31 protein-coding genes, 1 tRNA gene, 1 pseudogene and 1 riboswitch are annotated in these 26613 nt (G+C 41.4%); of the genes and pseudogenes, 3 read left to right on the forward strand and 30 right to left on the reverse strand.

Annotated elements, in window-relative coordinates; translation table 11 throughout:
- Window positions 1-125: 125 nt before the first annotated feature.
- From NQ489_RS10695 to NQ489_RS10730, 8 genes are all read right to left on the reverse strand, one after another.
- Entirely contained in the window at window positions 126-548 is a 423-nt protein-coding gene (locus NQ489_RS10695; protein WP_021650889.1) for a hypothetical protein, read from the reverse strand.
- Window positions 549-566: 18 nt separating this feature from the next.
- Window positions 567-1010 (reverse strand): hypothetical protein, encoded by a 444-nt coding sequence (locus NQ489_RS10700; RefSeq protein WP_021650890.1) that lies wholly within the window; start codon window positions 1008-1010, stop codon window positions 567-569.
- A gap of 75 nt (window positions 1011-1085) precedes the next feature.
- A complete protein-coding gene (locus tag NQ489_RS10705) occupies window positions 1086-1274 on the reverse strand; it encodes a hypothetical protein (RefSeq protein ID WP_044961092.1) in 189 nt (62 codons plus the stop codon).
- Between the two features lie 16 nt (window positions 1275-1290).
- Window positions 1291-1467, reverse strand: coding sequence for a hypothetical protein (locus NQ489_RS10710; protein WP_021650892.1), 177 nt, complete (start codon window positions 1465-1467; stop codon window positions 1291-1293).
- Window positions 1468-1515: 48 nt separating this feature from the next.
- On the reverse strand, window positions 1516-1836 hold the full coding sequence (locus NQ489_RS10715; RefSeq protein ID WP_021650893.1) for a hypothetical protein: 321 nt from the start codon (window positions 1834-1836) through the stop codon (window positions 1516-1518).
- A gap of 94 nt (window positions 1837-1930) precedes the next feature.
- Window positions 1931-2185: a hypothetical protein gene (locus NQ489_RS10720; RefSeq protein WP_227945519.1), complete on the reverse strand. Its 255-nt coding sequence runs from the start codon at window positions 2183-2185 to the stop codon at window positions 1931-1933.
- Window positions 2136-2414, reverse strand: coding sequence for a hypothetical protein (locus NQ489_RS10725; RefSeq protein ID WP_044961094.1), 279 nt, complete (start codon window positions 2412-2414; stop codon window positions 2136-2138). Before NQ489_RS10725 ends, NQ489_RS10720 begins: the two co-directional genes overlap by 50 nt.
- Before the next feature lie 327 nt (window positions 2415-2741).
- Window positions 2742-2960 carry a helix-turn-helix domain-containing protein gene (locus NQ489_RS10730; RefSeq protein WP_021650896.1) on the reverse strand — a complete coding sequence of 73 codons (219 nt, stop codon included), beginning with the start codon at window positions 2958-2960 and terminating at the stop codon, window positions 2742-2744.
- A 220-nt stretch (window positions 2961-3180) separates the two neighbouring features.
- Here NQ489_RS10730 and NQ489_RS10735 point away from each other — a divergent pair, with 220 nt between their 5' ends.
- Window positions 3181-4035 carry an ArdC family protein gene (locus NQ489_RS10735; RefSeq protein ID WP_044961097.1) on the forward strand — a complete coding sequence of 285 codons (855 nt, stop codon included), beginning with the start codon at window positions 3181-3183 and terminating at the stop codon, window positions 4033-4035.
- Window positions 4036-4498: 463 nt separating this feature from the next.
- On the opposite strand, the gene NQ489_RS10740 is transcribed toward NQ489_RS10735, so the two are convergent.
- From NQ489_RS10740 to NQ489_RS10755, 4 genes are all read right to left on the reverse strand, one after another.
- Window positions 4499-5977 carry a cell envelope integrity protein TolA gene (locus NQ489_RS10740; RefSeq protein ID WP_044961099.1) on the reverse strand — a complete coding sequence of 493 codons (1479 nt, stop codon included), beginning with the start codon at window positions 5975-5977 and terminating at the stop codon, window positions 4499-4501.
- A 5-nt stretch (window positions 5978-5982) separates the two neighbouring features.
- Complete coding sequence (locus NQ489_RS10745) at window positions 5983-6372, reverse strand: hypothetical protein (RefSeq protein WP_021650899.1); 390 nt, start codon at window positions 6370-6372, stop codon at window positions 5983-5985.
- A 110-nt stretch (window positions 6373-6482) separates the two neighbouring features.
- On the reverse strand, window positions 6483-6893 hold the full coding sequence (locus tag NQ489_RS10750) for a hypothetical protein (RefSeq protein ID WP_044961101.1): 411 nt from the start codon (window positions 6891-6893) through the stop codon (window positions 6483-6485).
- Between the two features lie 34 nt (window positions 6894-6927).
- On the reverse strand, window positions 6928-7509 hold the full coding sequence (locus NQ489_RS10755; protein WP_227945649.1) for a YHYH domain-containing protein: 582 nt from the start codon (window positions 7507-7509) through the stop codon (window positions 6928-6930).
- Window positions 7510-7624: 115 nt separating this feature from the next.
- A riboswitch (cyclic di-GMP riboswitch) is annotated at window positions 7625-7705 on the reverse strand.
- 113 nt (window positions 7706-7818) lie between these two features.
- Between NQ489_RS10755 and NQ489_RS17855 the strand changes: the two genes are divergently transcribed.
- The gene (locus NQ489_RS17855) at window positions 7819-8037 is read left to right on the forward strand and encodes a helix-turn-helix domain-containing protein (RefSeq protein ID WP_084449131.1); all 219 of its coding nucleotides are present in this window, start codon (window positions 7819-7821) and stop codon (window positions 8035-8037) included.
- A gap of 100 nt (window positions 8038-8137) precedes the next feature.
- Here the strand turns inward: NQ489_RS17855 and NQ489_RS10765 are convergent, their stop codons facing one another.
- The 6 genes and pseudogenes from NQ489_RS10765 to NQ489_RS10790 all read right to left on the reverse strand — a co-directional run.
- On the reverse strand, window positions 8138-9238 hold the full coding sequence (locus tag NQ489_RS10765; RefSeq protein WP_044961103.1) for a hypothetical protein: 1101 nt from the start codon (window positions 9236-9238) through the stop codon (window positions 8138-8140).
- 27 nt (window positions 9239-9265) lie between these two features.
- Window positions 9266-9439 (reverse strand): hypothetical protein, encoded by a 174-nt coding sequence (locus tag NQ489_RS10770; RefSeq protein WP_021650903.1) that lies wholly within the window; start codon window positions 9437-9439, stop codon window positions 9266-9268.
- Window positions 9436-9852: an HU family DNA-binding protein gene (locus tag NQ489_RS10775; RefSeq protein WP_044961105.1), complete on the reverse strand. Its 417-nt coding sequence runs from the start codon at window positions 9850-9852 to the stop codon at window positions 9436-9438. Before NQ489_RS10775 ends, NQ489_RS10770 begins: the two co-directional genes overlap by 4 nt.
- Before the next feature lie 413 nt (window positions 9853-10265).
- A complete protein-coding gene (gene metA, locus NQ489_RS10780) occupies window positions 10266-11198 on the reverse strand; it encodes a homoserine O-acetyltransferase MetA (RefSeq protein WP_015524726.1) in 933 nt (310 codons plus the stop codon).
- Between the two features lie 91 nt (window positions 11199-11289).
- Entirely contained in the window at window positions 11290-13251 is a 1962-nt protein-coding gene (ligA, locus tag NQ489_RS10785) for an NAD-dependent DNA ligase LigA (protein WP_022426064.1), read from the reverse strand.
- 133 nt (window positions 13252-13384) lie between these two features.
- Window positions 13385-13987 (reverse strand): annotated as a pseudogene (locus tag NQ489_RS10790) (pseudouridine synthase); the annotation flags it as partial.
- 112 nt (window positions 13988-14099) lie between these two features.
- Between NQ489_RS10790 and NQ489_RS10795 the strand changes: the two are divergent.
- Window positions 14100-14636, forward strand: coding sequence for an N-acetylmuramoyl-L-alanine amidase family protein (locus NQ489_RS10795; RefSeq protein WP_044961109.1), 537 nt, complete (start codon window positions 14100-14102; stop codon window positions 14634-14636).
- A gap of 65 nt (window positions 14637-14701) precedes the next feature.
- On the opposite strand, the gene NQ489_RS10800 is transcribed toward NQ489_RS10795, so the two are convergent.
- The 12 genes from NQ489_RS10800 to NQ489_RS10855 form a co-directional block, all read right to left on the reverse strand.
- On the reverse strand, window positions 14702-15622 hold the full coding sequence (locus NQ489_RS10800) for an SH3 domain-containing protein (RefSeq protein WP_227945520.1): 921 nt from the start codon (window positions 15620-15622) through the stop codon (window positions 14702-14704).
- Window positions 15623-15679: 57 nt separating this feature from the next.
- A tRNA-Arg gene (locus NQ489_RS10805) sits at window positions 15680-15751 on the reverse strand.
- Between the two features lie 207 nt (window positions 15752-15958).
- Window positions 15959-16789, reverse strand: coding sequence for a hypothetical protein (locus tag NQ489_RS10810; protein WP_021650909.1), 831 nt, complete (start codon window positions 16787-16789; stop codon window positions 15959-15961).
- A 34-nt stretch (window positions 16790-16823) separates the two neighbouring features.
- Window positions 16824-17888, reverse strand: a complete 1065-nt coding sequence (locus NQ489_RS10815; RefSeq protein ID WP_021650910.1) for a DUF6077 domain-containing protein — start codon at window positions 17886-17888, stop codon at window positions 16824-16826.
- A 1-nt stretch (window position 17889) separates the two neighbouring features.
- Complete coding sequence (locus tag NQ489_RS10820; RefSeq protein WP_021650911.1) at window positions 17890-20184, reverse strand: xanthine dehydrogenase family protein molybdopterin-binding subunit; 2295 nt, start codon at window positions 20182-20184, stop codon at window positions 17890-17892.
- Window positions 20181-20651: a (2Fe-2S)-binding protein gene (locus tag NQ489_RS10825; protein ID WP_015524717.1), complete on the reverse strand. Its 471-nt coding sequence runs from the start codon at window positions 20649-20651 to the stop codon at window positions 20181-20183. The genes NQ489_RS10820 and NQ489_RS10825 overlap by 4 nt, the downstream gene beginning before the upstream one ends.
- Window positions 20648-21460: an FAD binding domain-containing protein gene (locus NQ489_RS10830; protein ID WP_021650912.1), complete on the reverse strand. Its 813-nt coding sequence runs from the start codon at window positions 21458-21460 to the stop codon at window positions 20648-20650. Before NQ489_RS10830 ends, NQ489_RS10825 begins: the two co-directional genes overlap by 4 nt.
- A gap of 122 nt (window positions 21461-21582) precedes the next feature.
- A complete protein-coding gene (locus NQ489_RS10835; RefSeq protein ID WP_021650913.1) occupies window positions 21583-23259 on the reverse strand; it encodes an alpha-glucosidase in 1677 nt (558 codons plus the stop codon).
- 11 nt (window positions 23260-23270) lie between these two features.
- The gene (locus NQ489_RS10840) at window positions 23271-23906 is read right to left on the reverse strand and encodes a GNAT family N-acetyltransferase (RefSeq protein ID WP_015524714.1); all 636 of its coding nucleotides are present in this window, start codon (window positions 23904-23906) and stop codon (window positions 23271-23273) included.
- Between the two features lie 20 nt (window positions 23907-23926).
- Window positions 23927-25972: a M28 family peptidase gene (locus NQ489_RS10845; protein ID WP_021650914.1), complete on the reverse strand. Its 2046-nt coding sequence runs from the start codon at window positions 25970-25972 to the stop codon at window positions 23927-23929.
- A gap of 163 nt (window positions 25973-26135) precedes the next feature.
- Complete coding sequence (locus NQ489_RS10850; protein WP_021650915.1) at window positions 26136-26402, reverse strand: ABC transporter permease; 267 nt, start codon at window positions 26400-26402, stop codon at window positions 26136-26138.
- 3 nt (window positions 26403-26405) lie between these two features.
- The gene (locus tag NQ489_RS10855; RefSeq protein WP_256380160.1) at window positions 26406-26537 is read right to left on the reverse strand and encodes a hypothetical protein; all 132 of its coding nucleotides are present in this window, start codon (window positions 26535-26537) and stop codon (window positions 26406-26408) included.
- Window positions 26538-26613 lie beyond the last annotated feature (76 nt).

The following is a 26613-nucleotide window of genomic DNA, read 5'->3' on the forward strand; positions in this document are numbered from 1 at the left end:
GCAAAACTATTCCCTGTAATACCGCCAAATATTACAAAGAATAGTTTATTTCATACTAAATCACTATGTTTTATATTTTCCGTTCCTATATCTTAAGATTTCCCAATCCCTTTATTTATATTTTCCTATGCAAATAATACTTTTTCCATCTCATTACGGAAATAATTTCTGCAAACAGTATACAGCTTTTCATTACTCTGAGTAGTAATCTCTGTATTTTCTTCATGTGAACAAAAGCTATCAATATCTTTCCAATAAAGAGTTGTAACAATATTGTACTTGCACAGATTCTGTGTTTCTTTTATATTATATATCTTGCTCATTTTTACCAGAAGAAACACTTCTTCAGTCTTAATCTGATACCGCTGTACCAAATCATGCACCAGGACTTCAACTTGCTCTTTAATCTCATATGGAAGTATTGTTCTTCGTTCAGGTGCAAAAAGATTAAGCGTGATAATTTTAGGAGAGTCACGGGAATAGTCAAATTCTCCCGTTGACCAATTTAATTCTCCTGTTAAAAGATCAAAATCTTTTACAGTATACAACCGCTACACCTCCATCTTTTACTTAAGAATGAACTGTTTCAATGAGTCATAGGCATAAATTTTACAGGATTTATATAATAATCCAGAACCTTTTACGTTATGAATCTCCATTGTATGTTTTAAATTACAAGTTTCACCATTCATTTTCTTAACAGTGACGCACAGGATGTAGTAGATTTCCGTTTTAGGTTTCCGCTTGCTGTTACGATCAAATACCTTTTGCAACTCTACATTAATGGTTACATCTGTGCATGGATTGTGTTCTACATCTATATACTTTTTTAACAGTGTTAAAATAGCTTTCTTCATATCGTTTGAAATACTTACTTTCCTGTTTGGATGAAACATATCTAAGCGAATGATTGCCTTATTAGTTTTAAAATCTTCACCCTCGGATTTTACCAACCAGTTAAAAGCTGGCTCCTTCTTTAACTCGTTAAATTTTGGATATTTTACTGCCATTTCTTATAATCCTCCTGTTGTCTATATTTCAGGGAGAACACACAAGCATTCTCCCATATGTATATACTTCTCTTCTTATTTCTGTTTCTTCTTCAATAATTTGCTATCGTCAAACCATTTCATAGGCTTACCACAGAACTGTACTTTAGGTTGCATGATAGTACTGTTTCCAATATTACGGATAATTCCGTTTTTAGATGTAACAGCAAACGTTCCTGTTACTTTTGTATTCTCCAAACCTTTACGCATTTTCTGCTCATCCATACGTTTCTCCCTTCTCTTAATATCCAAACAATAACCAGTGTGCAATCATTCCCAGAGGAAAGCCAACCATGAGAATGAAAAAAGCAACATACTGTAATGCTGTATTCAGTTTCTGCTTAATTGTCTTTTTGAGTGCTTTCTTGAATCTATATTCCCACTGGTCATAGGTCATCACTGTTTCTGTTTTTCTCATGATTTCTGTCCTCCTTGCCCGTCATGCCGATAGCACAGCGAATGTAATTTATAATGTAAGCATCAGTTTTAAATACTGATATGCAAGTTTACGGGCTTCAAAGTCGATTCTTTCAAGATACTCCTGCACCTGTTGAGAACCACATTCAAGATACATAAGCTTGTCTTCAAGTGATAAACTATGCATAGCTTTCTCAACTACAGGATTTACAAGAGCCTTAAAAGCATCTCTCAGCAGTGCTATAAACTCCTGCTTTGTAGGAATCTGATCCGCAGCCATGTAGATTGGCTCAATGAAAGTTGTATACTCTGTAAATGAGATATACTGTTCTGTGAAATTGCTGTGTTCAATAAACTCTGAATACATCATTATGTATGTCCTCCTGTTCTTTTGACTACCTCCCACCCTGTAAGAGTGGGAACGCTCATAGCTTAAAGCCCTGTTTATAGTGGCTATGACCACTTTATAAGATCGTGTTAATCAGTTCCAGATTCTTCAGTAATTGTTGCCGAGTTGCTTCGTACTGATCCGCAGCTGCATTCATATTCTTATGAATCGTTCTGATCTCAGCAGACTGTTTATTGTGATCCGGTTTGTTCTTGCGCTTAAAGATGTTTAACATCATGTTGTCCTTTCTCCGGTTAACCTCCACCGGAAGGATCAGCTTCTTATTTAACGTATAATCTGCGGTACTGGCTAACTCTCTGATACTCTGCAAGGTTACCAAGATCCGCTTCCAATCTTTTTGTATCAACTGTCCGGCGCTCACAGGTGGAAATCTTTACTGTGAAGTCGTTACCGGTTTCGGAAAGCTTCTCATTGGAATCGAGATAACCGATGATCTCACGTTCCACAGCTTTTAATTCTTCGTCAAGCTGTTCTTTCATAGCTTTCAGTCCTCTGTAATCTGCTACAACCTTCTCAAGTTCGTTCATTGTTCTACACATATGTTTTATCCTCCTGTGAATTGATCTCTTATGTTGCAACCCTTGAATCATCTTCCTGACTATTTGCTTGACCACTGCGAAGCATCACAGGTATATGGTTTCAAGTATTGGAAGCTTTCGGCTATCCGGTTGCTTGTGTGTTGCTGTTGTTTTGTTGTTGAGATTATAGTACACTATTTCATGTACTTTGTAAATTGGTAAAGTACACAAAATAATTTACTTTAATTTAGGTATTTTGTACATCTTTTTGTGTACTTATTTTAGGACATAAAAAAAGAAAGCAACTTATCATTGCTCTCTTTAATCATTTACTATTATAAGAATACTCTATTTTATAATGTAATCATTTTCGCCTTTAAGAATTAACTGCATACCTAAATAATCTGCAATCTTAACAACATCTGCTACTGTAAATGTATCTCTTTGCATCTTATTAGAAAAACTTTGCTTTGTCATACCTAAAATTTCTGCGAGATCTTTTTGATTAATTACTCTACCATTATTTTTATTATCTTCAATTATATCTTTCACAGTTTGTGCAAACATTTATTATCACCGTTCCTTTTACTGTTCAATCACTTCGATATATGAATCATATCATAACTTATTTTACAATTCAATTTATTTTTTGATTTACTTATGTTTGTAAATATAATAGTGTACTTTTAATAATTTTATGTACATATTTTTGTTTACTATGTCAATTTACATAGTACATATTATAGTGTACTATTATCTCATAATAAATCACATGGAGGTAAGGCAAATGGCAAAAGCAAATGTATATGAAATGGTAACAGCAAGAATTATTGCAGAACTGGAAAAAGGTAATATCCCGTGGGAAAAGCCGTGGACTGGCGTGAGATCAGGAGCATTTAACCGGATCAGCAAGAGACCATATAGCTTATTAAATCAGATGCTTCTCCAACATTCCGGTGAATATGCCACATTTAAACAGTGGCAAGAGCTTGGAGGCCATGTCCGCAAAGGTGAGAAATCAGAAATCGTTGTTTTCTGGAAAATCTTTGAAGCAGAAGAAACAAACCCAGAGACAGGCGAGAAAGAAACCAAGAAGATACCTTTATTGAGATATTACAATGTATTTCATATCTCTCAGGTTGAAGGAGTTGAGCCACTTGCATCTGAACAGCTCAACGATGCGATAGAGCCAATTGAAGAAGCAGATAAGATCATCACAGACTATATCAATAGAGAACATTTGAACTTCACAGAATGTAAAAGCAATAGAGCATATTACAGGCCATCAGATGATAGTGTAGTCGTACCACTTAAAGAACAGTATAAGAACATCAACGAATATTACAGCACAATATTTCATGAGCTGACACACAGCACCGGACACAAGAATAGGTTAAACAGATTACAGACCGGAGCTGTTGCAGCTTTCGGATCAGAGACTTACAGCAAGGAAGAGTTGGTTGCAGAAATCGGAAGCGCATCTCTCATGAATCTATTAGGAATTGAAACGCCTAAGACATTCCGTAACAGTGCAGCGTATATCCAGAGTTGGTTGAAGGTTCTCAAGAACGACAACAAATTTATAGTATCAGCAAGTAGCAAAGCAGAAAAGGCAGTTAATTTCATCATTGGTGAAGCGTAAAAAAATAGGCTAAGAGAACCCAGCGTGATTCTCCTAGCCTTTATTTTTTGTTATGATCCAGTTTGCTTATTCGGGGATATTGTTCTATGTCCTGTCTGTAAAACGCCGTTGTCTCTCTGCTGCCTGTGTCTATTCTTATAAGCTATATGGGGCGGTCTGATTTCTCCGTGCTATCTGATATATAAATTAGAATGTTACGGGCTTATTATATTCTGGCAGTCGATGGATCAAAATATGGATTGTAGATTGTATACACTTTTTTCTAGTGGTATCGTGCTATCTTGATGTCTGGTTCTGATTGCCTGAATGATAATAGGATACAGAAACGGTATACCCCGGGTGGTTTACATTTCAGAGAAAAGAGCTTGTGTCTGTATGGGGTGGATGTGTTCCATTTTCATGATATGAGTAAATTTCGAAGTGGTTCGAACCACTATCAAGCTCTCTTATATAAAATTCAATTTCAAGAAAAACAGATATCTGTAGTTGCTACATCTGTATTAAAGGCAACATCTAAAATAGTTACTTTTAAAAACTCATATTCCCAAGAACAATAAATTCCATAATTAGGATCATCTTGATAAGAATCATAATCCTTTCCAAGCATTTTTTTTACATTAGAAATACAAAATTCTTGCCGATCATCCGGTTGCTTATCAAATGAAAAGGAAATCTCATCCAACAAATAGTCCGCTTCTGTATTTTCTTTTTTGAAATAGATATTTAAAAATCCTCTTTGGTCAAATAAAGTAATGTCATTTAAGGTATATTTAATAGAATATTCCCCATTAAAATTTGGCGAATCTGGCTCATAAGTTTCTAAATTAGCTAAATTTACACCTGTATATTTTTCAAAATATTCTCTATCCTTATTTTTGCAAGCAAGTAAATTGGATATCATGATAGTATCTTTGGAATCTGGGTCTATAAAATATTGTGCTATATTTTTTCGATTATTTTCATATTCGCTTTGATCTGTTTCAACTATTTCCTTGCTATATTTTTCTTTTGAATTTATATCAAATGTTTCTTGTTCTTCTCTTGAGTTTTCAGAATCCAATATTTCTTGTTCGTTATTATATGTATTTTTATTCGGATTTTTTCTCTGATAAAACGATACTATTATCGCAAGAGAAATACAAATTAATGATACTATTAAAATACATAGTTTAATTTTTTTATCTTTTGCTTCTACTTCTTTGAATTGTTGTTTTTCCTTCTCTCTTTCAGCAAAACGTTTTTCTTTTTCAATTCTTGCTTCTTCTAATATTTTACGAGTCTCTTCTTCTTCCTTTTCTTGTTTGTCATGTGCATTTTGAGCCATCAAAGGAATAAGTTTATCTTGCACAAGATACTTTTTTTGTGCATCTCTACCATTTTCACAGAAAGAACATGTTTCATTTGATATATGATTTACTTTACCGCAGGTACATTCCCAGAAATTTTCTCCTTCTTCATAGTAATAATGAATATACTCTATGTGTGGAAAGTATGTCGATAATTCTTTTCGCATTTCGTCAACAATTATATCTGGTATAGATATTTCTTCTTGCGTAATATATTCACATTCTGTTCCTGTAGAAGCATCCCATATGGTTCCATTCTCAAAAACAACTTTATCCAATTTTACGCTTAACAATCTTGTATCATCAGAAAGATGCAATGGAATTTTATTTCCATACAATTCTCCTGGATTTATTTTCATATCTTGATAAATATACCGTTCTTTTTCTACCTGAATAGGTTCACCTGCTATGTTGAATGCACTCAGATGAACAAAAATTGCTATGATGGATTGTTGTGAACGATTGATGAATTTTATTCGTCCAAGAATGTCCTTATCAACAGAATTTTGTAATAAAGCAACTTCTTCTATACTTATCGGAGAATCAATAATAGCTTTCTTTGGTTTATAACATTGTAATTTCTTAAAGTATTCCATGCACATCACCATTTATAGCCACAATTGTTACATTTGTAGCTATTCCTTATATTACTGCTGAAAATTCCAAACATTGCGCCGCCTACTGCCTTAGCACCTAAGGATATTTTGGTAATATTAGCAGATCCACAAGTAGGACAATGCGGAACATTCTTTGTAGGAGCAGTATATGATGGTGCAGGAGCAGCATATACAACTGTTTTATTTTCTTCTGTTACTGGCACATCTGTAATAACGCCACTCATTTCACCGCAAAAACATTCAACTGGTTCTTTTAATGTATATGTTTTCTTTGATTTATCTAAACTCAGTTCATTCTTTCTGAATTTCATTATCATATTGCACTCTGAACATTCTGCAAATATCCAGTTATCCTCTTCTTTAATATAATTCATATAGTTCTCCTTTGTTATGATTGTGAATGTTCAAATCTCATACATCTAAGTATAAATTTACGCTTTATTTTACAGAAGTCAATATAAGATATAGCGTAATATTATTTAAATCAATTTTCCTCTTGTGATTTATAATAGTAATAGGTTATTGCGTCATCCATTGCATTTTGCCATTCTTCGTCTGTCAACTTACCATTACCATCAACATCGTTGGCAGAGTAAAACGGATCACTTTTATCATAAGAATGTCCTTCTGAATAATCATTATCATAATCTGATGAACTGTAATCATTTGAATCATAAGAAGAACTGTAACTATTTGAATCGTCATCATAATCCGATGAACCATAATCACTGGAATACGAATCACTACTGTAATCTGATGCATTATAACTATTTGAAGATGTTACAGAAGAATCATAAGTATTATCCGATGATTCTCCACAGGCAGTCAACATTCCTATTGATGTTAACATAAGAGTCGATTTAATGAGTAACGGTAAAAATTTTTTGGTATTCATGTCTGTTAATACTTCCTTTTATCTTGTAATTGCTTTATTTAATCCCCAGTCCTTTAGCAACCATATTCACAATTGCATTATCTGTACTGTCTGATTGATTCTCGTCTATAAATTTCTTAATAGCTTCTTTAGTCTTATTTCCCGCAATACCATCAACAGAGCCACAATCATATCCTTTTTGATTTAAAACATCCTGCACAATCTTGATTATGTCTTTGGAAATTGTAACACTATTTCCCGCATTTAATTGTATTACATTAGATGCTGATGCTGTTGTAGTTGTTGTTTGTGAAGTAGAAGCTACGTCTGCTGCTCCACCAGAAAAAGATCCGCCACCAGAACCAGCAGCGCCACCACTAAATTTAAAAGTTCCCATTCCACCAGATGTCGTTGTACTCACCTCAGAAGTAGTTGATGTGTCTGACGTAGCAGCAGAACTACTATAAGGACATACACCGCCATCATGTAAATGTGCAGGATGTCCACCACAATGATAATGATAAGAACCTAAACCACTCACATTTTTATTATCATGGTGTCCTCCACTTGAATCTGTTCTTCCAGAATGTGCCTGTACTGTTCCTGGTACTGTTGAAAAAGCAAGCATTGCTGTCATCGTGTAAATAGAGATTTTCTTAAAAAACTTTTTCATCATACGCTTCTTTCTCCGTAAAATTATTTAAAAAAGACATCACTTCTCCATAAGAAAAAAGCAATGCCTTAATCATCCAAATTGCAACTGGCTGTCATACATTTGCTTAGACCCTATAGTTTTGCGCCGCCAGATTTCTCTGGGTTTGCCGTATTCTATTTCACACTTTTTTCACAATTTCTTATATGCTCCATTATATTCGTCATTGCGAAGATATTCAAGAGTAAAAAGATATTTTATGGTTATTCTATCAAGAAAAAAGAAGGATAACTAATGATTGATTACTCTCCCTTCTGGGAAACGCTCAAAAATTCAAATGAAAATTGGTATACACTGACAAATAAACATCACATGTCACATAGTACCATGCACCGTCTAAAACACAATAAGGATATTTCCATGCGTACTGTTAATGATTTATGCCGTATCCTTAATTGTCAGATACAGGATATTTGTGTGTATGTCCCATCAGATGACGATCAGCCATTATAATCCTTATATTCTATACGTCATAAATTCTATTTTTTCGCTATGAAAATGTAAAAAAATAGGCATACCAAGGATTATTTTCCCTGATATGCCTATAATTATCTCAATATGGCTCTACTCGCACCGTAAGCAGCTTCTCATATATGTATTCTGGTATCTTATCTCTGTATTTTGACACCGTGATCGCAATATCACATTCTTTAAACTTCTTATAATCTGCAAAAGCTTCTTCTATTGTGTCCCGATATGGTAGATCAATTATATCTTCTGTGCCAAAATAAGTAATCTGTCCGTAATATTTATTGATTTTACCATTATATCTTACTCCAAGAGGAAGTACATTGTCTGGTGTTTCCCCATCCTTATAATGCTTTTTGCTGTTAGCAAGCAATGTATTTAATCCTTGTGGCAGAATACAAATTGTCTCTGGAGAATACACCTTACTGCCATTACCAAATAAATCCTTGTCAACTGCCATTGATTCTCCTGGTACTTCGTAATACAACTCTAAATATTGCTTGATGAATAACCGCGAATCATCTTTCCATTCCTGACACATTTCAGCATCATCATAACATTTATGTGCACTCTCACTATTATCTTCTCCCTTGCAACGACTGAAAATAGCACCGTATGCAGCCATAGCTTTACTTCTGGCACTATTGATATATTCTATATATTCCTGCTCATAGCCTAGTTCCTTCCATGTAATCTTACCTGCTTTCAGATTTCTAAAATCCTTATCAGAAACATAGATCAGATTCTTATACCAATTATCCGCAAAGTCACCGTTCTTATGCCACACTTTGAATCTGCCTCTATATTGCTTCAAAAAGCATTTTGCTACTAATTCCTCTGGACTGGTTTCTCTCTTAGTTGTCTCAACTATGATTTTGCCTGTCAGTTTCCCTCTGATTTTTTCTGGTGTTCGCCACACTTCATAGACCGTATAATGGCATTGTCCTTGTTTATGCTCATAGAATTTGTTCTTATTTGGGTTTCTATGGTTATTTACACCTCTTCCGTAATTAGAAATCCAATAGTTTTCTGTCTGCGGTACTCTTACAAATACTTCAAATGCACTGATTAATTTACATTGAATTGGATATTCTACAGGTAACATTTCTGTTTCTGGTATCTCTACCAATTGTTTATTCTCATCAAGAATATACTGCATTTTCATTTCTGTATTAGTTGACTCCATCTTTCTGCAATCCTTTCTCATCTATAATTATTCTTTTTCGGTAACAGTCATATTAACCATTGGACACCACTCAGGAGTTATATCTGGTAAAGTATCTTCACCCAGCTTACCCATATCATCTGACCTATCCTCATGGTCACAATAATATATTCTCTTATTAACAGCGTAACATTTCATATATTTACATTCTTTACATATCATTCGTTTTCTTCTCCTTCTTCGTATCCATCATCTTGATTATTTGCTTCTTCTTTGAGGTAATCTTGATATGATTTACAAGCACGCTTTAACCTCGCACAAGGTTTAAATTTCGGTAAATATCTATCTGGAATCTCATACACATTTTTGCCTGTTCTTTCCATTCCAGAACGTACTGTTTTTTCTTTATAAAGTTTAGGTGCTACAGTGAAAAATCCATTTAATGATAATTTATCCCCATTAGCCAAAATGTCCTCTATTGTACGAAGCATATAGCGGATTGTCCAATAGGTATCCCAGTAATTCCCGCCTAGCTTATCTTTTGATATTTTTTCATATTCGTGCAGTCTATTAGCTTCTCGCAATTTGTCATGTACCATTTTAGTAAATTCTGCTTCATATATTGTTTTGTTCATTGTCATTTCCTCCTTGTTATTGTCTATGAAGTGCTTATTTTTTCAAATATGCTTTATTTCTCCGTTATTTATTTCAAATTTGATAAACCATTTCTCATACTAATTCGCAAACTTTACCTATTATTTTTAAGCACTAAAATAAGCCCACATACCTGTAGTTATACAAGTACATGGACTTATTTAGATGTTTAAAATATTCAGTTGGCAATGTCAGGCATTTACTGTGTGAAATTCCCTATTATACATTTTTAGGTATATGTCATACCCCATTTTTTTTAATTCCGTACCCCATTTTTACTCCATTTTTGTAAAAACTTACGTGAAATTACGGTAACTTACGTGAAGTTATTCGCCCTCGGACTTTTTCGTGTCAAATCCCGGGAAATGGCTCAACCATGCGGGTTTCATATTCCTTAAATTTCCCTGAAATCCGGTGTCCCGTACAGGTCATACGGAGTACTCTGGTATACGTAATAATTCAACCAGTTCGTATACAGGTTGTTGGCATGGGCCCTCCAGGTAAGGAGTGGTTTGTTGTTTGGATCGTCATCTTTGTAATAGTTCTTCGGGATTTCAATAGGCAGACCCTTGGCAAGGTCTCTCTTATATTCGCCATCCAAAGTCACGCGGTCGTATTCCGGATGTCCCATAACAAAGATTTTACGTCCTCCCTCTGCCATTGCAAGGAACAGACCAGCCTCTTCGCTTTCCGCCAGGACCGTAAGGTCTTTGCATGCATGGATATCTGCAATAGGAACTTCTGTGTGTCTGGAATGCGGCGCAAGAAATACATCATCAAAGCCCCGGACCAGAGGGATCTTACGGTTCAGTACCCTGTGCTGGAAAAGTCCGAACATTTTCTTATCCAGAGGTTTTTTCTCCAGGCCATAAAAATGATAAAGACTGGCCTGCGCTGCCCAACAGAGAAAGATCGTGGAAGTCACATGCTTCTCAGTCCAATCCATGATCTCAGTCAGCTCATTCCAGTAATCCACTTCCTCAAAAGGCATCTGCTCCACCGGTGCTCCTGTGATGATCATTCCATCAAATTTACGTTTCTTTATATCGGTGAATGTTTCATAAAACTTGTTCAGATGGCTGAGAGATGTATTCTTGGCTTCATGGCTCTCCACAGCCATAAATGTCACATCCACCTGCAGCGGTGTATTGGAAAGAGAACGCAGAAGCTGCAGCTCTGTTTCTTCTTTCAGCGGCATCAGATTCAGGATCAGAATATGGATCGGACGGATATCCTGGTGCATGGCACGTTTTTCGTCCATTACAAATATATTTTCTCTCTCCAGGATCTCCTTTACCGGAAGATCCCCCTGTGTTTTGATCGGCATTGTTTGCCCTCCTTATATATAAAGCGTCTCTTATAAAGGAGCCGCTCGGCTTTTTTCTTCAGATAAAAAGTATCTCCAGTCTGTACGGCCTTTACTGCACTCCGGCAAGTTTCCGAAAATCTTCTTCTGAAAGGATCGGAATCCCCAGTTCTCTTGCCTTTTTGTTTTTGGATGAATTGGACTGGATGTCGTTATTGATCAGATAATTGGTCTTTTTGGTAACTGAACCGGTAACCTTGCCTCCCAGGGATTCGATCAGCTCTTTGGCCTCACTTCGATTTTCAAAGTGCACCAGACTTCCTGTGATCACAAAATTCATTCCTTCAAAGATCTGTTCCTGTTTGGGACTGTCCTCCTGAATATGAAGAAAGCTCATCAGATGATCCAGGCGGCGATCATTATCCTCATCCCTAAAATAAGCTACCAGATTTCCGGCAATGACCGGCCCGATGGTATCAATATCACTGACCTCTTCCAGACTGGCATGACGTATCCTGTCCAGATCATTGTCAAAATGGCGGCAGATCACTTTTGCATTAGCCAGACCGATATTTGCGATCCCAAGACTGTAGATCACTCTTGGAAGTGTAGTCTCTTTCGCCCGTTCCAGACTTTCCATAAGATTATCATAGGATTTCTGCCCAAAGCCTTCCATTTCCACGATCTCATCTTTATACCGGCTGATCTCAAAAATATCGCCAAAGTCATGGATAAATCCCCTGGCAATAAATTTCTCCAGTGTTGCCTCGGAAAGTCCGTCGATATTCATGGCATCCCTGCTTGTAAAAAGCCCAAAGGATTTGATTTTCTTGGCCGGGCACTCCGGATTGACGCAGAAAAGACATTCCACATCGTTTTCTTTCTTCACTACCGTTTCCTGTCCGCAGGCCGGGCAGGTATGCGGGATCGGTGCATTACCGCTTCCGGTCAGATTTTCCGCGATCTGAGGAATGATCATATTTGCTTTGTATACACGAATGGTATCTCCAATCCCCAGCTTCAGTTCCTTCATGATACTGATGTTATGCACACTGGCCCTGCTCACTGTGGTTCCTTCCAGTTCCACCGGCTCAAAAATTGCTACCGGATTGATCAGTCCGGTCCTGGACGGGCTCCACTCAATCTCCAGAAGTCTCGTATCACGCATCTCATCGGCCCATTTAAATGCCATGGCGTTCCTTGGAAACTTGGCCGTAGTTCCCAGAGATTCTCCGTAAGCAATATCATCATACAATGCCACAAGCCCATCTGACGGAAAATCATTGGTCGTAACTGCTTCCGCAAAGTAATCCATCGCTTCATCCAGAGTTTCAGCTGTGACTTTTCGATATTCCACAACCTCAAAGCCCTGTTCATTCAGCCACCGGAACTGCACCTCCCTGGAATTCCGGAAATCTACGCCTTCCGCACTCACTAAAGAAAAAGCATAAAACCGAACGTTTCTCTTCGCTGTAATTTCGTTATTCAGCTGGCGGACAGAACCACTGCAGAGATTTCTGGGATTTTTGTATTTGGCATCTGCATCTCCGATAGTTTCGTTGATCTTTTCAAAATCCGAATAGGTAATGATGGCTTCTCCGCGAAGTACCAGTCTCCCTTTAAAAGAAATTTTCAGAGGTATGTTCTTAAATACTCTGGCATTATTGGTAATAACCTCTCCCACAATACCATTTCCTCTGGTAACTGCCTTTATAAGCTCTCCGTTTTCATAGGTAAGCACGATCGTTAAGCCATCCAGCTTCCAGGATAAAAGTGTAGGATGTTCCCCGATAAACTCTCTCAAAGCTTCTCTCTCTTTGGTCTTATCCAGAGACAGCATCGGTCTCTCATGTTCCTCCTTGGGGAGCTGCTCCACTGCCTCATATCCTACATTAACGGTTGGACTGTCTGCCAGAACGATCCCTGTTTCTTTCTCCAGTGCGCTCAGAGTGTCGTACAGGGCGTCGTACTCCACGTTGGACATGATCTCCCTGTCTTCCTGATAATAGGCCCTGGACGCTTCCCGGAGCTTTTCTCCCAGCTCCTTCATTTTTTTTATGGATGATTCGTTCATGGCTTCCTCCCGTCCTTTTTTCTGATTTTTCGGAGGAAAGCATCTCCTCCAGTTCTTTTCGTTCTTCCGGCCGGATCTCACGATATTTCCCCTCTTCCAGGCCATTAATATACAGATTCATGATCCGAACACGTTTCAGTGTTACGACTTTATATCCGAAATATTCACACATACGACGGATCTGGCGGTTCAGACCCTGGGTAAGGATGATACGAAAACTGTTTTTCCCTGTTTTTGTAACCTTGCAGGGACGTGTGACCGTATCAAGGATCGGCACTCCGCCGCCCATACCACGGATAAATTCTTCTGTCACCGGTTTATTCACGGTCACCTGATATTCCTTTTCATGGTAGTTCCCCGCCTTCATGATACGGTTCACCAGATCTCCTTCATTGGTAAGGAGAAGCAGTCCTTCGGAATCTTTATCCAGCCGTCCTATGGGATAGATCCGCACCGGATAATCCAGATATTCTGTTACTGTCATCTCATTCCGCTGTTGTCTGGTGCTGCAGACAATACCTTTTGGTTTATGAAAAAGAAGCAGGATCTTTTTTTCCTGTTTTTTTACAGGCTTTCCGTCAATACAGATCTCCGCATCCGGAAGGATCTTCATTCCTGTGGAAACCAGTTCTCCATTAGCAGTAACTCTCCCCGCTTCTGTCAGTCGGTCTGCCTCTCTTCTTGAGCAGACTCCTATATCGCTTAAATATTTATTGATTCTGATTTTTTCGTCCATTGTTCTATTATATATTTTTTCCCACGTGTTCGCAACCGGTTATTTTTCTTGTATTTTCTTTCTCATTATTGTATGATAAACAGAAATATACTTAAATATCAGGAGGAAAAACATGTCAGAGCATACTCCACGTATGAACCGGCTGCTGATCTTTGTCGCTGTTTTCCTGTGTCTGATCTGCGGTATTCTCTTTACCCAGTCATCGGCCGGTCCTTTTGAAAGCAGCAGTACTTCCGTAGTTTCCATAAATACCAGCGATATTTCGACTATTGAACCAAGTTCAGATCGCGATCACCATACAGATGCATCGATATCTTCCGGCGCTCCCTCACCTTCCGCCACACCGTCTCCTGTTTCCACAGAGATTCCCGAAACAGAAAAGGTTTCGCCGGAGGCAGAAAACGGAGTCTGGACACCGGATGGCACCAACTGGAAATTTATGGTTGACGGAACCGCCTATACCGGATGGCTTACCGACACAGATGGTCATCGTTATTATTTCAACAAGGACGGAATCATGCAGACCGGCTGGATCACCCTAGGCAAAAAACGTTATTATCTGGACGAAGACGGAATCATGCAGACCGGAACCATCACCGTAAATGGAAAAAAATACTCATTGGCAGCAGACGGTTCACTCAAAAAATGATCTTTCGTTATATCAGGGCAACAAAAATGCAGGTTCTTCCGGAACCTGCATTTTATTAACCCTTATTATTCTAACAGACCACTATAGACATAACCGGTCTGTCCATCATAATCAACCTGTATCCAGTCGCCTTCCTGCCCTTTCTTTTCAACTTCCGTTCCTGCAGAAAAACCACCGATAACCTCACCCTCTGAATCTGCGGAAGCACGAACATTACAATCCTCTGTAACTGTAAGCATTGTTCCTGCATCTGCGGAAGCACTGGCATCTTCACCAAGGCCCTGAAGGAATTCTGCCAGAGAGGGATCACTCTCCTGCGCAGCTTCATAGTCCGTCTTTACCTTTGTGATAAGCTCCTGCACATCCTTCTCAGATTCCAGTTTTTTCACATAGGCACTGATATCTGCATCGTCATCAGCACCACCTTTGATCTTCAGATTGCCGTCACTGCCCGTCTCCACATAAAACTGGCTCAGTGCCGGAACCGGAGTCTTAATTCCAGTACAGATATAATTAAAGACTACATAAACGACATACGAATCGTCCGTCAGTCCCTTCTTAGCGTAAACATTCTGTACCTCATACCCATCAATATAATCCCTTGAATTAATCTGCGACTCATCAGCCGGCGTAAATCCGTCCTCAATCGTCTTAAGTGTTGCAATGTCTTTTTCCCCAAAAGCTTTATAATAGCTCTGAATCAGCTCGGTTACTTCCGTGCTGGCTTTTTCCATGGTTGTCTCCGCATCCGTATCTGCCGCGGAACTGGCGTCTTTCTTCTCGTCTGTCTCCCCATCATTTGCCGGAGAAGAAGGATCATTTTCCTGGTTACTTTGGGCTGTTGTCTGATCTTTATTGGAATTCCCCTTCTTACCTCCAACACAGGCGCGGACGCCAAAGATCAGAACAAGCACGATCACCAGAATGGCTCCGCCTAACATAAAATAGCGAAGGTTATCTGATAACCATTCTCTGAAATCATCCAAGTTCTTGTCCTCCTTATCATAACAACACGCCGGAACAATTCCCACTGTTCCGGGTAACACACCTGAAGGGAATCGAACCCCCGCACATGGTACCGGAAACCACTGCTCTATCCACTGAGCTACAGGTGCATAATGAAAAACATAACTTCTAAATTCAGGTATGAAATTATCAAAGTAGGTTTACACTGTTTATGATTTTAACACAAATCCATGAAATTGTAAAGATTTTTTTAAACAGTACATATTCATCACACATTTTATGGTTGCTGTTCACTCCGTTCTCCGTATCATTTTACGCACTTTAGTCATTTTTCCAGGCCAGAAGGGCGAACACATTCACCCTTCAAACCTGTATACCACATATTTTTCTGTCTGTGCAATAGGGGTACATCCTGCCTGACGGATATAGTCATGATTTGTAAGATCTACCGGAAGAACGAGATAATCGGTTTCCGTTCTTTTCAATACCTGCCGGAACTTATCGATCCCTACATCCATCTGATAACTGATCACATCCATGATCACTTTCTGGATCTGGTAGGCCTTGCTGTTTTCGTAGTTTCCTACCACAGTACTTCCTGCACGATACAGGATAAAATTACGATCCAGAACAAGAATCAGTGACGGATCATACTGTCTAGCCACCAGATTCAGCTCATTGTCAAAAACAACCTTGGGTTGTTCTTTATCGCAGTCCTGATGGATCACATCGCATACTGAGCGCAGCTCATTCGGGACTTTATAGATGTTTTCCGCCATCACATAATCTTTTGCAATGCCGGGAACAGGTGTCCCCGTAGTGACGATCACTGCCGCAAGGATCAGCGCTGTTACAGCCTTCAGCCATCGAAACCTTACCGCTTCTACGATCCGTACAGCATAATAGGCAGCACCCGGGATCACCGGAAGGATCCAGATAAAGCGATAATATTCACTTTCAAAATGTACCTTTGGTATCACATATTTTACAAGAACCGGATTATATACCGTAAGTGCCAGAAAGACTAGATAATACAGGAATACTCTAGATTCTTTTCTCCTGCGGTAAAAAATATCCCAGAGTATACCTGCCAGAAAAAATACAGGCAGCATACAGCCACTCCAGTAATTTTCCATACAGATCTGCACAAAACGCAGTCCCAGTTCTTCGATCGTTACTCCCGCCATTTTCTTCTCCTATCCATAGTATCTTCCCAGTTTCCTATGATGCCGGAAATGCGATCCATCCAAGCTTCGCCGAAAAATAAACCAGGGCATACAAAAATCCCGGCAGCATACAAAGCGCATAGGGAATCGCGTAGGAAAGCTTTTTCTTCAGCACCATCACCGGAAGGATCGCCGTACTGACTACCGCAGGATAAATAAGGGAGGATCCTGAAAACGTCAACGCACTGACTGCAGCAATGAAAAGCAGCACCCAGCTCTCTTTATTTCTGCCATCTTTGTTGAGCCAGAGCCGTATACTTACCAGAAGCGCTGCCGGGATAGAAATATTTGCCAGCAGGGCCTTCCCTTCATAAACCCGCATAAACGCAAAGGTTCCTGTTGTATAGATAGAAAAAGAAAACAATTGCATCAGACACACAAAAAGAACCATCAGGTCTGCTTTTTTTTCATCTCCACGAAAAAAGCTTTTTCCGATCTGGTAGATCAGAAGATTGATCATCAGCATGTTGATCACAGACATCACGACCTTGGACTGAACGATCGGGTGGATGCCCAGAAGGACACACCACACCGCATTGTTCATCGGATATGCTGAAAGATCATAGCGGAGATTAAAATTTCTCTGGATAACACCGGTAAGCGGACTGTATCGAGCAAGAGTGTCTGTATACACGGAAGTGCTTACTGCGCCAATATAATGTGTTGCATCTGCAGTAACGTCCTGATATGCAGCCACTAGAAAACACTGCAGGATCACTGCCGCAGCGATCAAAAGCAGCAGCAGTGAATGCTTCCGAAATGTTTCTCCTATCCGGTCCAGCTGTCCCTTCCAAAGTTTATGCGAAAACAGACATGCTGCCAGTACACAAGCTGCCATGATCACCATCCACAGATACGAAAAGGTACTCAGTTTTACCCATTTCAGTGTCATAGGAACTGCAAGTATCTCAAAAACCGCAAAATACAAAAGATATCCCAAGACCAGTTCCATGGTTACTTCCGTCTTCATTTTCAGTATCCGTGTCAGCAGACTTCCTGCACAGAAAAATACCAGCAGCTCCAGGATCAGTCCGGCAATTGCCAGTATCAGCTCCTGCATTTCACACCTTCTCTCCGGCTTCTCTGGCAAGGATTCCCATTGCAACCTTCTCCGGAGTGATCGGGAGCTCTCTGACACGTACACCTGTTGCATTATAAACCGCATTGGCAATAGCCGGACAAGGTGTATCGATCACAAGTTCACCAATGGATTTTGCACCGAAAGGACCTGTCTTCTCGTAGCTGCTTTCAAACTCGATCCGTACCTTCGGAATATCCATACGGTTGGGGATCTTATACTGCATAAAGGAATTGTTACGGATCTTTCCCTTATCTGTATACTGGATATCCTCATACAGAACCATTCCGATACCCTGACCGATACCGCCTTCTGCCTGCACTCTGGCAAGATTTGGATTGATCGGGGTTCCACAGTCGATCACGCCCACATAATCAACGACATCGATCTGTCCGGTTTCCTTATCGATCTCCACTTCAGCTGCACCTACCATAAACGGTGGCGGAGAGATCGGAGAAGAATATTCTTTTACAACCTGAAGCTCACTGCAGACTCCACAGGTTGCTTTTCCTGCGATCTGCTGCAGCGTTACCTCTTTTCCGTCTTCTGTGCGGACTTTTTCTCCGTCAAAATCAGAATCCTCTGCAGATACCCCAAGCATCTGTGCGCCAAAAGCGTGGATTCTCTTTCTGAGTTCTCCGCATGCCTGGATCACGGCATTTCCGGTAGCGTAGGTTGTAGAAGATGCATAAGAACCGGAATCATAAGGAGAAATATCTGTATCCACACTGAATACCACGATATTTTTCATATCTGTATCCAGACAGTCTGCTGCCATCTGGGCAAGAATGGTATCACAGCCGGTTCCCATATCAGAACAGCCAAGTGCCAGGGTATAGGAACCATCCTCATTTAATTTAATGTCTGCTCCGCCGACATCGATCCCTGCAATAGATGAGCCCTGCATGGCCATGGCGATGCCGACACCCCGTACTTTGCCGTTACCCATATCACGGAACGGATATTTCTCATCCCATCCGATCATTTCCTTTGCACGGGCAAGACATTTATCCATGGTACAGCTGCCGTTGATCGGTACATCCGGATATCCCGGAAGTGCCTCTCCCTCCATTGGCATGTTCAGCTCACGGAATTTTACCGGATCCATACCCATCTTATGAGCCAGCTCATCTGCTGCGGACTCCACAGCAAAAATACCCTGTGTGGCACCATAGCCACGATAAGCGCCTGCTGCCTGCATATTGGTATAGACCACATCATAGGCAAAACGGTAGGCTTCTGTATGGCGGTATAATGCAATGGATTTATGTCCGGAAAGTCCTACGGTTGTAGGCCCATGCTCTCCATAGGCACCGGTGTTGGAAAGGGTATAAAGATCGATTGCCTTTACAATACCGTTTTCGTCCGCACCCATACGGATATGGACTTCCATTTCATGACGCGGAGAAGATGCGATCATGGATTCCTTTCTGGAAAAAACGATCTTGGACGGACGTCCGGTAACCCAGGTTACCAGTGCCGGAAAAACTTCGCTGACAGAAGACTGTTTTGCACCAAAGCCGCCTCCGATACGTGGCTTAATCACACGAACTTTGGAAGACGGAATATTCAGTGCATTTCCTACGATCCTTCGGATGTGGAACGGGATCTGGGTGGAAGAAACCACCGTCAGTCTCTGAAAATGATCCATATAGCAGTAGGTACGGAAGGTCTCCATCATGGTCTGCTGGTTTGCCTTTGTGTGGTAAACCTGATCTACTGTATACGCACATTTTTCCAGCATGGCATCCACATCACCCACTTCTTCTACATTGGAGGAACAGAGATTCCGTTTATTATCTCCACCGGCCGGGATCGGCATATACCAGTCATCCTCCGGGTGCACCAGGATCGGATTATCCTTGGCTGTATGGATATCCAGAACTGCTTCCTCCACACGATATTTTACTTTAATGCGCTTCAGGGCTTTATCTACTGCCTCTTCTGTCTCGCCGGCTACGATGGCAACCGGATCACCTACAAAACGCACATGCTTATCTATGATATAACGATCCCATGGACTGATCTCCGGTGCTGTCTGCCCGGCCAGGGTAAATCTTTTGTGAGAAACATCCTCATAGGTCAGAACACAGGCGATCCCCTCGATCTTCTTTGCAGCATCTGTCTTGATCTCTTCCACCCAGGCATTGGCATGAGGACTTCTTAAGATCTTGACGATCAGGCAGTCAGAAGGTGCAAGATCATCGGTATAGACCGGTTTTCCGGTTACCAGCGACATTGCATCTGTTTTTGGCACCGGCTTGTTTACGTATTTCATTTTCCTTCCTCCTGTCCTTTTTTATAGTCGAGAAATTTCAGAATACTTCTGGTCTGTCCCACAAATCCCGAGCAACGGCACAGATTTCCGGAAAGATACTCCAGGATATCCTCTTCTGTGGGATCTTCCAGTTCCTTTAACATGGCAAATACATTCATGATAAATCCCGGGTTGCAGAAGCCACACTGCTCTGCTCCCTCATTTGCCATAAAAGCGCCGAATTCCTTTGCTTCCTCCTGCATTCCCTCCAGAGTCACGATCCGTTTCCCGTCTGCGCGGGCAGCCAGCATGGAGCAGGACAGTACCGGACGTTCATCCATCAGCACAGTACAGAGACCACAGTTTGCAGTCTCACAGCCACGTTTTACGCTGTAACAGCTGTTTTTCCGCAGGAAATCCAGAAGCAGTTCATCCGGACGTACCTCTGCCTGCCGTTTTACACCATTCAGCCAGAAAGTGATATTCATTCTGCTCTCCCTCCGATCTCTTCCCAGGCTCTTCTTGTAAGGACTTTCACAAGAAGACTTCTGTATTCTTTTGAAGCACGCATGTTCTTGTCTGTAGGAACATGTTCCGCTGCATATGCGGCAAAAGATGCTGCTGCATCCTTTTTCTGCTGTGCATTCATCTGTGCAAAATCTTTTAAGATCCCCTCTTCATCTTCCACGATCATTGCTTTTCCGGGTCTGGCGCCGATAACGGTTCTTGCTTTTCCGTCAATAAGAGCAGCCGCACAGGTGATCACAGGAAAATCTGTGGAATTGTTCCGCTGGCTTAAGTACACACTGTTCAGCGGCTGTTTTTTTACAATGATATTTACCAGGATATCGTTATCCTTTTCCATGGATGCAAACTGTGCCAGCGGAATGGTTCCGCCATTGTACAGCTCCACCCAGGTATCCAGTGCCAGAAACATGGTCAGTACATCAGAAAATCCGAATCTTCCGAAAATACTTCCGCCCACTGTGGCACAGTTTCGAAACTGCACACCCACAATGTGCCGTACACTTTCACGGATAGCACTGTTTGTATAGGCATTCAGCTCTTTGTGGGTTTCCAGCGCATGAAGTGGTGTCATGCAGCCGATCACAAATGCTTCTTCTGTTTCTGTAATAGTATCCAGCCCAAGACCTGACAGATCAATGGCTGTCATGATGTTCCGGTTTCCCATTTTCAGCCAGACCATACCGCCCAGCACACAGGCTGTTCTTTTCTGGTTCAGTTCATATGCCTGTTCAAGGCTTTCTGCCTTTACGTAATTCTTTATCTTCAGCATACTTTATTCCCTTCTGAATTCTCATTCTCTTTCTTTACGGCTGTTTTTTCAGCCGAGCATTTATTTTAACAGACTGTCAGCTAAATAGCTATTGTTTTTTTCTCTGCTGTTCTGATGCCGCATCAGTCAGCGGTCTCCAGAACGATAAACTGATACGGTTTCAAAATGATCTCTTTTTCTGTGATCTCCACAGCTTTCTGATTATTCAGAAGCACCTCTTTTACTTCTCCCGGCAAAGATACCTTCTGTGACTGTGCCTGCATATTTCCCAGGATCAGAAGATTTTTCTCACCGTTTCTTGTATATGCGATCAGATTCTTCTGTTCTTCCTGATATGGAGCGAATGTTCCGTATACAAGCGTTTCTTTATATTCCGGAGCTTTTCTCAATGCAGTCAGCTTTTTGTAGAAAGAAAGGAGGGAATCACTGTCCGTTAACTGGGATTCTATATTAATCTCCTTATAATTGGGATTGACCCCAAGCCACGGCTCTCCTTCTGAAAATCCCGCATTTTTCTCTGCGCTCCACTGTACCGGAGTTCTGGCATTGTCTCTGGAAAATGCGGAAGCAGCATCAAGCGCTTCTTTTTCACTGCATCCGGCACGGAGCGCTACCTGGTATTCATCGATGGTACTGATGTCATCGATCTGATCCATAGAAGTAAACTCCATATTTTCCATACCGATCTCCTGCCCCTGATAAATAAACGGAATTCCCTTCAGCAGGAAATAAACACCTGCCAGGAGCTTCCTTGAATCCGGACAGCGGTCTTCCGGAGAAATATAGTGACAGACACCTCTTGGCTCATCATGATTCTCAATAATGTTGGAGATCATGCCGGTATCCCCAATCTTTTTCTGCGTATGGAAAATACACTTCTTGTACTCTTCCGGAGTCAGGTACGGTTTGGATGCATACCAGCCATCCTCGCTCTTTCCGTAACAGGTTTCTTCAAAATCAAACATGGATGAAAAATATCCGTTTTCTCCGATAAAATCTTTGATCTCATCTTCCTTTTCATTGAAGACCTCTCCTACAGTAAAAGCATCATAGGGATGAAAGCACTTCTCAGCCATCTCTCCCAGAAATTCTCCAATCCCTTCTGCCTCCTCCAGCATCCTCCCGACGCTGCAGAGCCCATCTGCACGATCGGCAGGATAATCGGAAAACGGAAGCTTCTTCTTGATATTGATAATGGCATCAATACGGAATCCGCCAAGCCCTTTTTCCATCCACCAGCGGATGTTTTTGTAGACTTCCTCTCTTACTTCAGGATTCTCCCAGTTGAGATCCGGCTGCTTCTTGTGGAATACATGGAGATACTGTTTATCCGGATGTCCCGGAAGCTCTTCCCATACCGGACCACCGAAATAGCTTCTCCAGTTGCAGGGAACTTTATCATCCTTTTTGTCCCGGATATAAAAGAAATTTCCATACTTTCCGTCCGGATCCTTAATGGCCTGCTGAAACCACTCATGCTCATCGGAGCAGTGATTTACCACCAGATCCATAAGGATGTACATTTCTCTTTTTTTTGCTTCTGCGATCAGACGATCCATATCCTCCATGGTCCCAAACCTCGGATCAATCGCATAATAATCTGCAATGTCATATCCCTGGTCTGCAAGGGGAGATTTATAGATTGGGGAAAGCCAGAGGATATCTGCTCCCAGTTCCTTAAGATAATCAAGCTTGCTGATGATTCCCGGGATGTCTCCGATCCCGTCTCCGTTGGAATCATAAAAGCTCTTGGGGTATATCTGATATACCACCTTGTCATGCCACCATTTTCGTTGCATCGTAATTCCTCCTATGCCTGTTTGATCATGCAGTACTGCTTCAGATCAAATCCTTTTTTCTGTACAATGCCGTATAATTTAAATCCGAATTTCTCATACATAGAAACATTTGCCGGATTATGGGTTTCCAGAGAGATCATCAGCTTATGCCTGTCCGCATAATCGATCACCTCATCCATCAGCTTTTCAGCAAGACCGTGATGCTGCATCTTCGGCGCCACTGCCAGATAGATCACATGAAGCCTTTCTGCTGTATGAAGCTGGGAAGTCCAGCTGGAATTCAGATAGTCTTTTCCCTGGATGAATTTCCGCAGGGTCGCAAGACTTGGATCCTCTTTGATCAGATAGCCATCTGTTTTCAGAAGGGCAAAAAAATCCACCATCAGATTATGTAAGGCTGCTTCATGCTCCGTTCCGTCGGATACTACCAGGATACTGTTCAACTCACTGCTGTCTGCATAAATCTCGCAGGTCTCAAAAAACTCCGTAAGATCACAGGTAAAAAGCTCCGGCATCAGCCGTTCTCTGGTATCCCTGTCCGGGATCAGTGCATGATACAGAGGATCCTCCGAAAAACATACGGTCAATATCCGGATCAGCTTATCCAGATCTTCTTCTTTCACTCGGTATAAATTATGGCTTTCCATTCTTTCCTCCAGGTATGGTTTTATTCTGTTCCTTTTTCAAACATATCACTGACCTCGCAGATCAGATTCCTGAGCTTTTCCGCTGCACGGATCAGATATTCAATATCATCGGCATAATAACGCTTCTGTCTTTCCCAGGCTTCCTTGAGGCTCTGCTTTTCCGCCTCCAGACTGTCACCCGGCTTCTTTTCCTTCAGCCTTTCCACAAGATCATAAAGGTTCTCATGATGGATGATCCTGCCCTTTCCCCACATCAGGCGATCCGGGGACTGCTTCAAGATATATTCCGTAAAATGATAAAAGACTTCCCGCTCAAACTGAAAGGCATAACAGTTGTTGTCAATACTGTAAAAAGCCTCCAGCGCAGGTGCGATCTCTCCTTTTTCCAGATATCCCATCGCTTTCTTCAGTGCATAAAGATTGTTCTGCACTGCCTGCTGCGGAAAGATCACATTGTCATCCCAGTCCAGACGTACCAGATAATCCTGGGATTTTCGGAATACACCGAGAAGCTTTTCGGTAATGGCATCGGCTTTTTTCCAGTCACGTTTTTCTTCCGGAAGGCTGTTGAAGCGCCGTACCTGCTCTGCAAGGATGGCAGCCGCTTTTTTTGCCTCTTCTGTTTTTTTCAGAAGGAGTGTACTGTCGGCGCCGGTCTGCATACACAGATCCGTATCCAGGGTCTTAATACTTTGGTCCAGTACCCGCCCGAAATCCATTGGCGGCAGAGCAAGGCTGTCAATAGCCAGAAGAAGTTTCAGATAAAATTCATGATGGAATCTGTATACCTCTTCCTCATAAACATCCTGGTTATCGTATTGGGAATGATAATAATTTTCCATAAAGGGACCACCGCTGAAATCATTGACCATGGACGGGATCCCGGAAATAGCCATGGTAAAATCATCAGACCAGGTTTCAATGGGATACAACGTGGTCATGCCCTCCGGATAAATCCCCTCCGGCATCTGCACAGCATCCACGAAGCTGCGCACAAAATCCGCATACTCATAGGTACATCGTACTGCATCTCTGGTACTGTGTGCATGAGCCGGAAGCTCAAAATTCAGATCTGCGATCACGTGCCCCTGCCACTCCGGTCTCGCCTCAAATACCTGGCGGTAAGCACCTGTGGACCAGTCATATTTTGTGTCGGAAATCCCCCATTCTTCTGCTGCAAGAGCACATACCACAATAGTATGGCGAGGTTTATAGCCACCACGGAGCAGCGCCCTGGCAATTCCAATGATCATGGCCACTGCCGCATTATCATCCTGAAATCCCTCAAAATAGGAATCATAGTGAGCACTTAACAGGATCATGGAATCCGAATCGGTTCCCGGGATTTTGCCAACGATATTGTAGGTATACTGGTCTCTGATCACCTCTGTGTCCGCATCAAATTCCACGGAAAGCTCCGGAACACGATTCCCATTCTCATTTTTTTCCTCCATCAGCCGACGGATCATAAGAAAGTCTGCCCGTGACATGGAAAATGCAGGCGCACAGGAAGGTCCTGCGATATCCTGTGCATTCAAAGCCGTATCATCGATCTGTGCGTATCCTCTGCTCTGTACGGCGATCAGAGCTGCTGCACCCTTCAGGTGTGCCTGATACACCGGGTAGTTGATCCACCATTCTTCTCTCTGATTGATCTCGATAAGAACCAGCTTTCCTTTCACATCGATATCCTTATATTCGTCAGCTGTACCCTTTCCAAGATATACAAGATCAAACCTCTGAAAGCCATTGGTCTTAAAATCCGTCTGATATGCTCCAAGCTGGATCTCCCGGCAGATTCCCTCTCTGTCATGGCAGCGCATCACAGCTTTTTTAAATTCCCATGCATCCACACGGATCTTATCTTTTTCTACCTGTGTGAGACCGGCTTTTTTCATTTCTTCCAAAAGCATATCTCCGGTTTTTCGCTCTGCCAGGGAGCCTGCTGTACGGTATCCCAGAACCGGATTTGTTTTTTCCTGTTCCATGCGCCTGGCCAGCTCATAAGATTCTTTTATATTCAGGCATGAAACACATTTCTCCACGATGTTCAAATTTACTGTCATCCCTTTCTCGGCAGTTCCCTGCTGGCAGTTCCATCCTCCCGGCAGAGATATTCCTCTAACTGTTATAGATTATACCTTATCAATGTGCGGATTTCCAGATAAAAAAACGCGATTTGTTCTGACAAAAAATCCATCTCACAAATCACGTTATTATAATTTCTTTTTAGCCGGAATACCGAAGCGCATCAATAGGCTTCCTGGATGCTGCCTTGTTAGCCGGATACAGGCCAAAAAGCACACCGATCATCAGAGACATGGTGTTGGTGACACCGGACATGGCTTCCATGATCTCTGACTGATCCACAATGGAAAAAGCGTCTTCGTCCTGCTCAAAGCGTTCCATCAGGAGCTCTGTAAACGCATTTTCTGCCAGATCCAGATTACCGGTACCCACAATTGTCTTGGAAAGGTTCCCTTTTTTCGCCTCCACCGATTACGTTTTCGCTGCTGTTTTCTGCGCCGGCTTCGTATGCGCCACTTTAAAATATCCCACAGTTCCCGCACCTGCCACGCAGACAGCCGCCACCGGGATGATCACCATAAGCCTTTTACGCCGTCGTTTCATTTTCCTTAACCTCAAAATATGCTGTGTATGTTCTCTCTGTTTTAAAAATACTTTAAAAGAAAAATGCATAAAGACT

The organism is Blautia sp. KLE_1732_HM_1032, assembly GCF_025147905.1.
Classification (GTDB): Bacteria; Bacillota; Clostridia; order Lachnospirales; family Lachnospiraceae; genus Blautia_A; species Blautia_A fusiformis.

What these genes read in the sequence shown, in the direction of transcription:
- NQ489_RS10700 (WP_021650890.1), bottom strand. Translation starts at nt 1,010, where the DNA reads ATGGCAGTAAAATATCCAAAATTTAACGAGTTAAAGAAGGAGCCAGCT.
- NQ489_RS10705 (WP_044961092.1), bottom strand. Translation starts at nt 1,274, where the DNA reads ATGGATGAGCAGAAAATGCGTAAAGGTTTGGAGAATACAAAAGTAACA.
- NQ489_RS10710 (WP_021650892.1), bottom strand. Translation starts at nt 1,467, where the DNA reads ATGAGAAAAACAGAAACAGTGATGACCTATGACCAGTGGGAATATAGA.
- NQ489_RS10715 (WP_021650893.1), bottom strand. Translation starts at nt 1,836, where the DNA reads ATGATGTATTCAGAGTTTATTGAACACAGCAATTTCACAGAACAGTAT.
- NQ489_RS10725 (WP_044961094.1), bottom strand. Translation starts at nt 2,414, where the DNA reads ATGTGTAGAACAATGAACGAACTTGAGAAGGTTGTAGCAGATTACAGA.
- NQ489_RS10730 (WP_021650896.1), bottom strand. Translation starts at nt 2,960, where the DNA reads ATGTTTGCACAAACTGTGAAAGATATAATTGAAGATAATAAAAATAAT.
- NQ489_RS10735 (WP_044961097.1), top strand. Translation starts at nt 3,181, where the DNA reads ATGGCAAAAGCAAATGTATATGAAATGGTAACAGCAAGAATTATTGCA.
- NQ489_RS10740 (WP_044961099.1), bottom strand. Translation starts at nt 5,977, where the DNA reads ATGGAATACTTTAAGAAATTACAATGTTATAAACCAAAGAAAGCTATT.
- NQ489_RS10745 (WP_021650899.1), bottom strand. Translation starts at nt 6,372, where the DNA reads ATGAATTATATTAAAGAAGAGGATAACTGGATATTTGCAGAATGTTCA.
- NQ489_RS10750 (WP_044961101.1), bottom strand. Translation starts at nt 6,893, where the DNA reads ATGAATACCAAAAAATTTTTACCGTTACTCATTAAATCGACTCTTATG.
- NQ489_RS10755 (WP_227945649.1), bottom strand. Translation starts at nt 7,509, where the DNA reads ATGACAGCAATGCTTGCTTTTTCAACAGTACCAGGAACAGTACAGGCA.
- NQ489_RS17855 (WP_084449131.1), top strand. Translation starts at nt 7,819, where the DNA reads ATGATTGATTACTCTCCCTTCTGGGAAACGCTCAAAAATTCAAATGAA.
- NQ489_RS10765 (WP_044961103.1), bottom strand. Translation starts at nt 9,238, where the DNA reads ATGGAGTCAACTAATACAGAAATGAAAATGCAGTATATTCTTGATGAG.
- NQ489_RS10770 (WP_021650903.1), bottom strand. Translation starts at nt 9,439, where the DNA reads ATGATATGTAAAGAATGTAAATATATGAAATGTTACGCTGTTAATAAG.
- NQ489_RS10775 (WP_044961105.1), bottom strand. Translation starts at nt 9,852, where the DNA reads ATGAACAAAACAATATATGAAGCAGAATTTACTAAAATGGTACATGAC.
- metA (WP_015524726.1), bottom strand. Translation starts at nt 11,198, where the DNA reads ATGCCGATCAAAACACAGGGGGATCTTCCGGTAAAGGAGATCCTGGAG.
- ligA (WP_022426064.1), bottom strand. Translation starts at nt 13,251, where the DNA reads ATGAACGAATCATCCATAAAAAAAATGAAGGAGCTGGGAGAAAAGCTC.
- NQ489_RS10795 (WP_044961109.1), top strand. Translation starts at nt 14,100, where the DNA reads ATGTCAGAGCATACTCCACGTATGAACCGGCTGCTGATCTTTGTCGCT.
- NQ489_RS10810 (WP_021650909.1), bottom strand. Translation starts at nt 16,789, where the DNA reads ATGGCGGGAGTAACGATCGAAGAACTGGGACTGCGTTTTGTGCAGATC.
- NQ489_RS10815 (WP_021650910.1), bottom strand. Translation starts at nt 17,888, where the DNA reads ATGCAGGAGCTGATACTGGCAATTGCCGGACTGATCCTGGAGCTGCTG.
- NQ489_RS10820 (WP_021650911.1), bottom strand. Translation starts at nt 20,184, where the DNA reads ATGAAATACGTAAACAAGCCGGTGCCAAAAACAGATGCAATGTCGCTG.
- NQ489_RS10825 (WP_015524717.1), bottom strand. Translation starts at nt 20,651, where the DNA reads ATGAATATCACTTTCTGGCTGAATGGTGTAAAACGGCAGGCAGAGGTA.
- NQ489_RS10830 (WP_021650912.1), bottom strand. Translation starts at nt 21,460, where the DNA reads ATGCTGAAGATAAAGAATTACGTAAAGGCAGAAAGCCTTGAACAGGCA.
- NQ489_RS10835 (WP_021650913.1), bottom strand. Translation starts at nt 23,259, where the DNA reads ATGCAACGAAAATGGTGGCATGACAAGGTGGTATATCAGATATACCCC.
- NQ489_RS10840 (WP_015524714.1), bottom strand. Translation starts at nt 23,906, where the DNA reads ATGGAAAGCCATAATTTATACCGAGTGAAAGAAGAAGATCTGGATAAG.
- NQ489_RS10845 (WP_021650914.1), bottom strand. Translation starts at nt 25,972, where the DNA reads ATGACAGTAAATTTGAACATCGTGGAGAAATGTGTTTCATGCCTGAAT.
- NQ489_RS10855 (WP_256380160.1), bottom strand. Translation starts at nt 26,537, where the DNA reads ATGAAACGACGGCGTAAAAGGCTTATGGTGATCATCCCGGTGGCGGCT.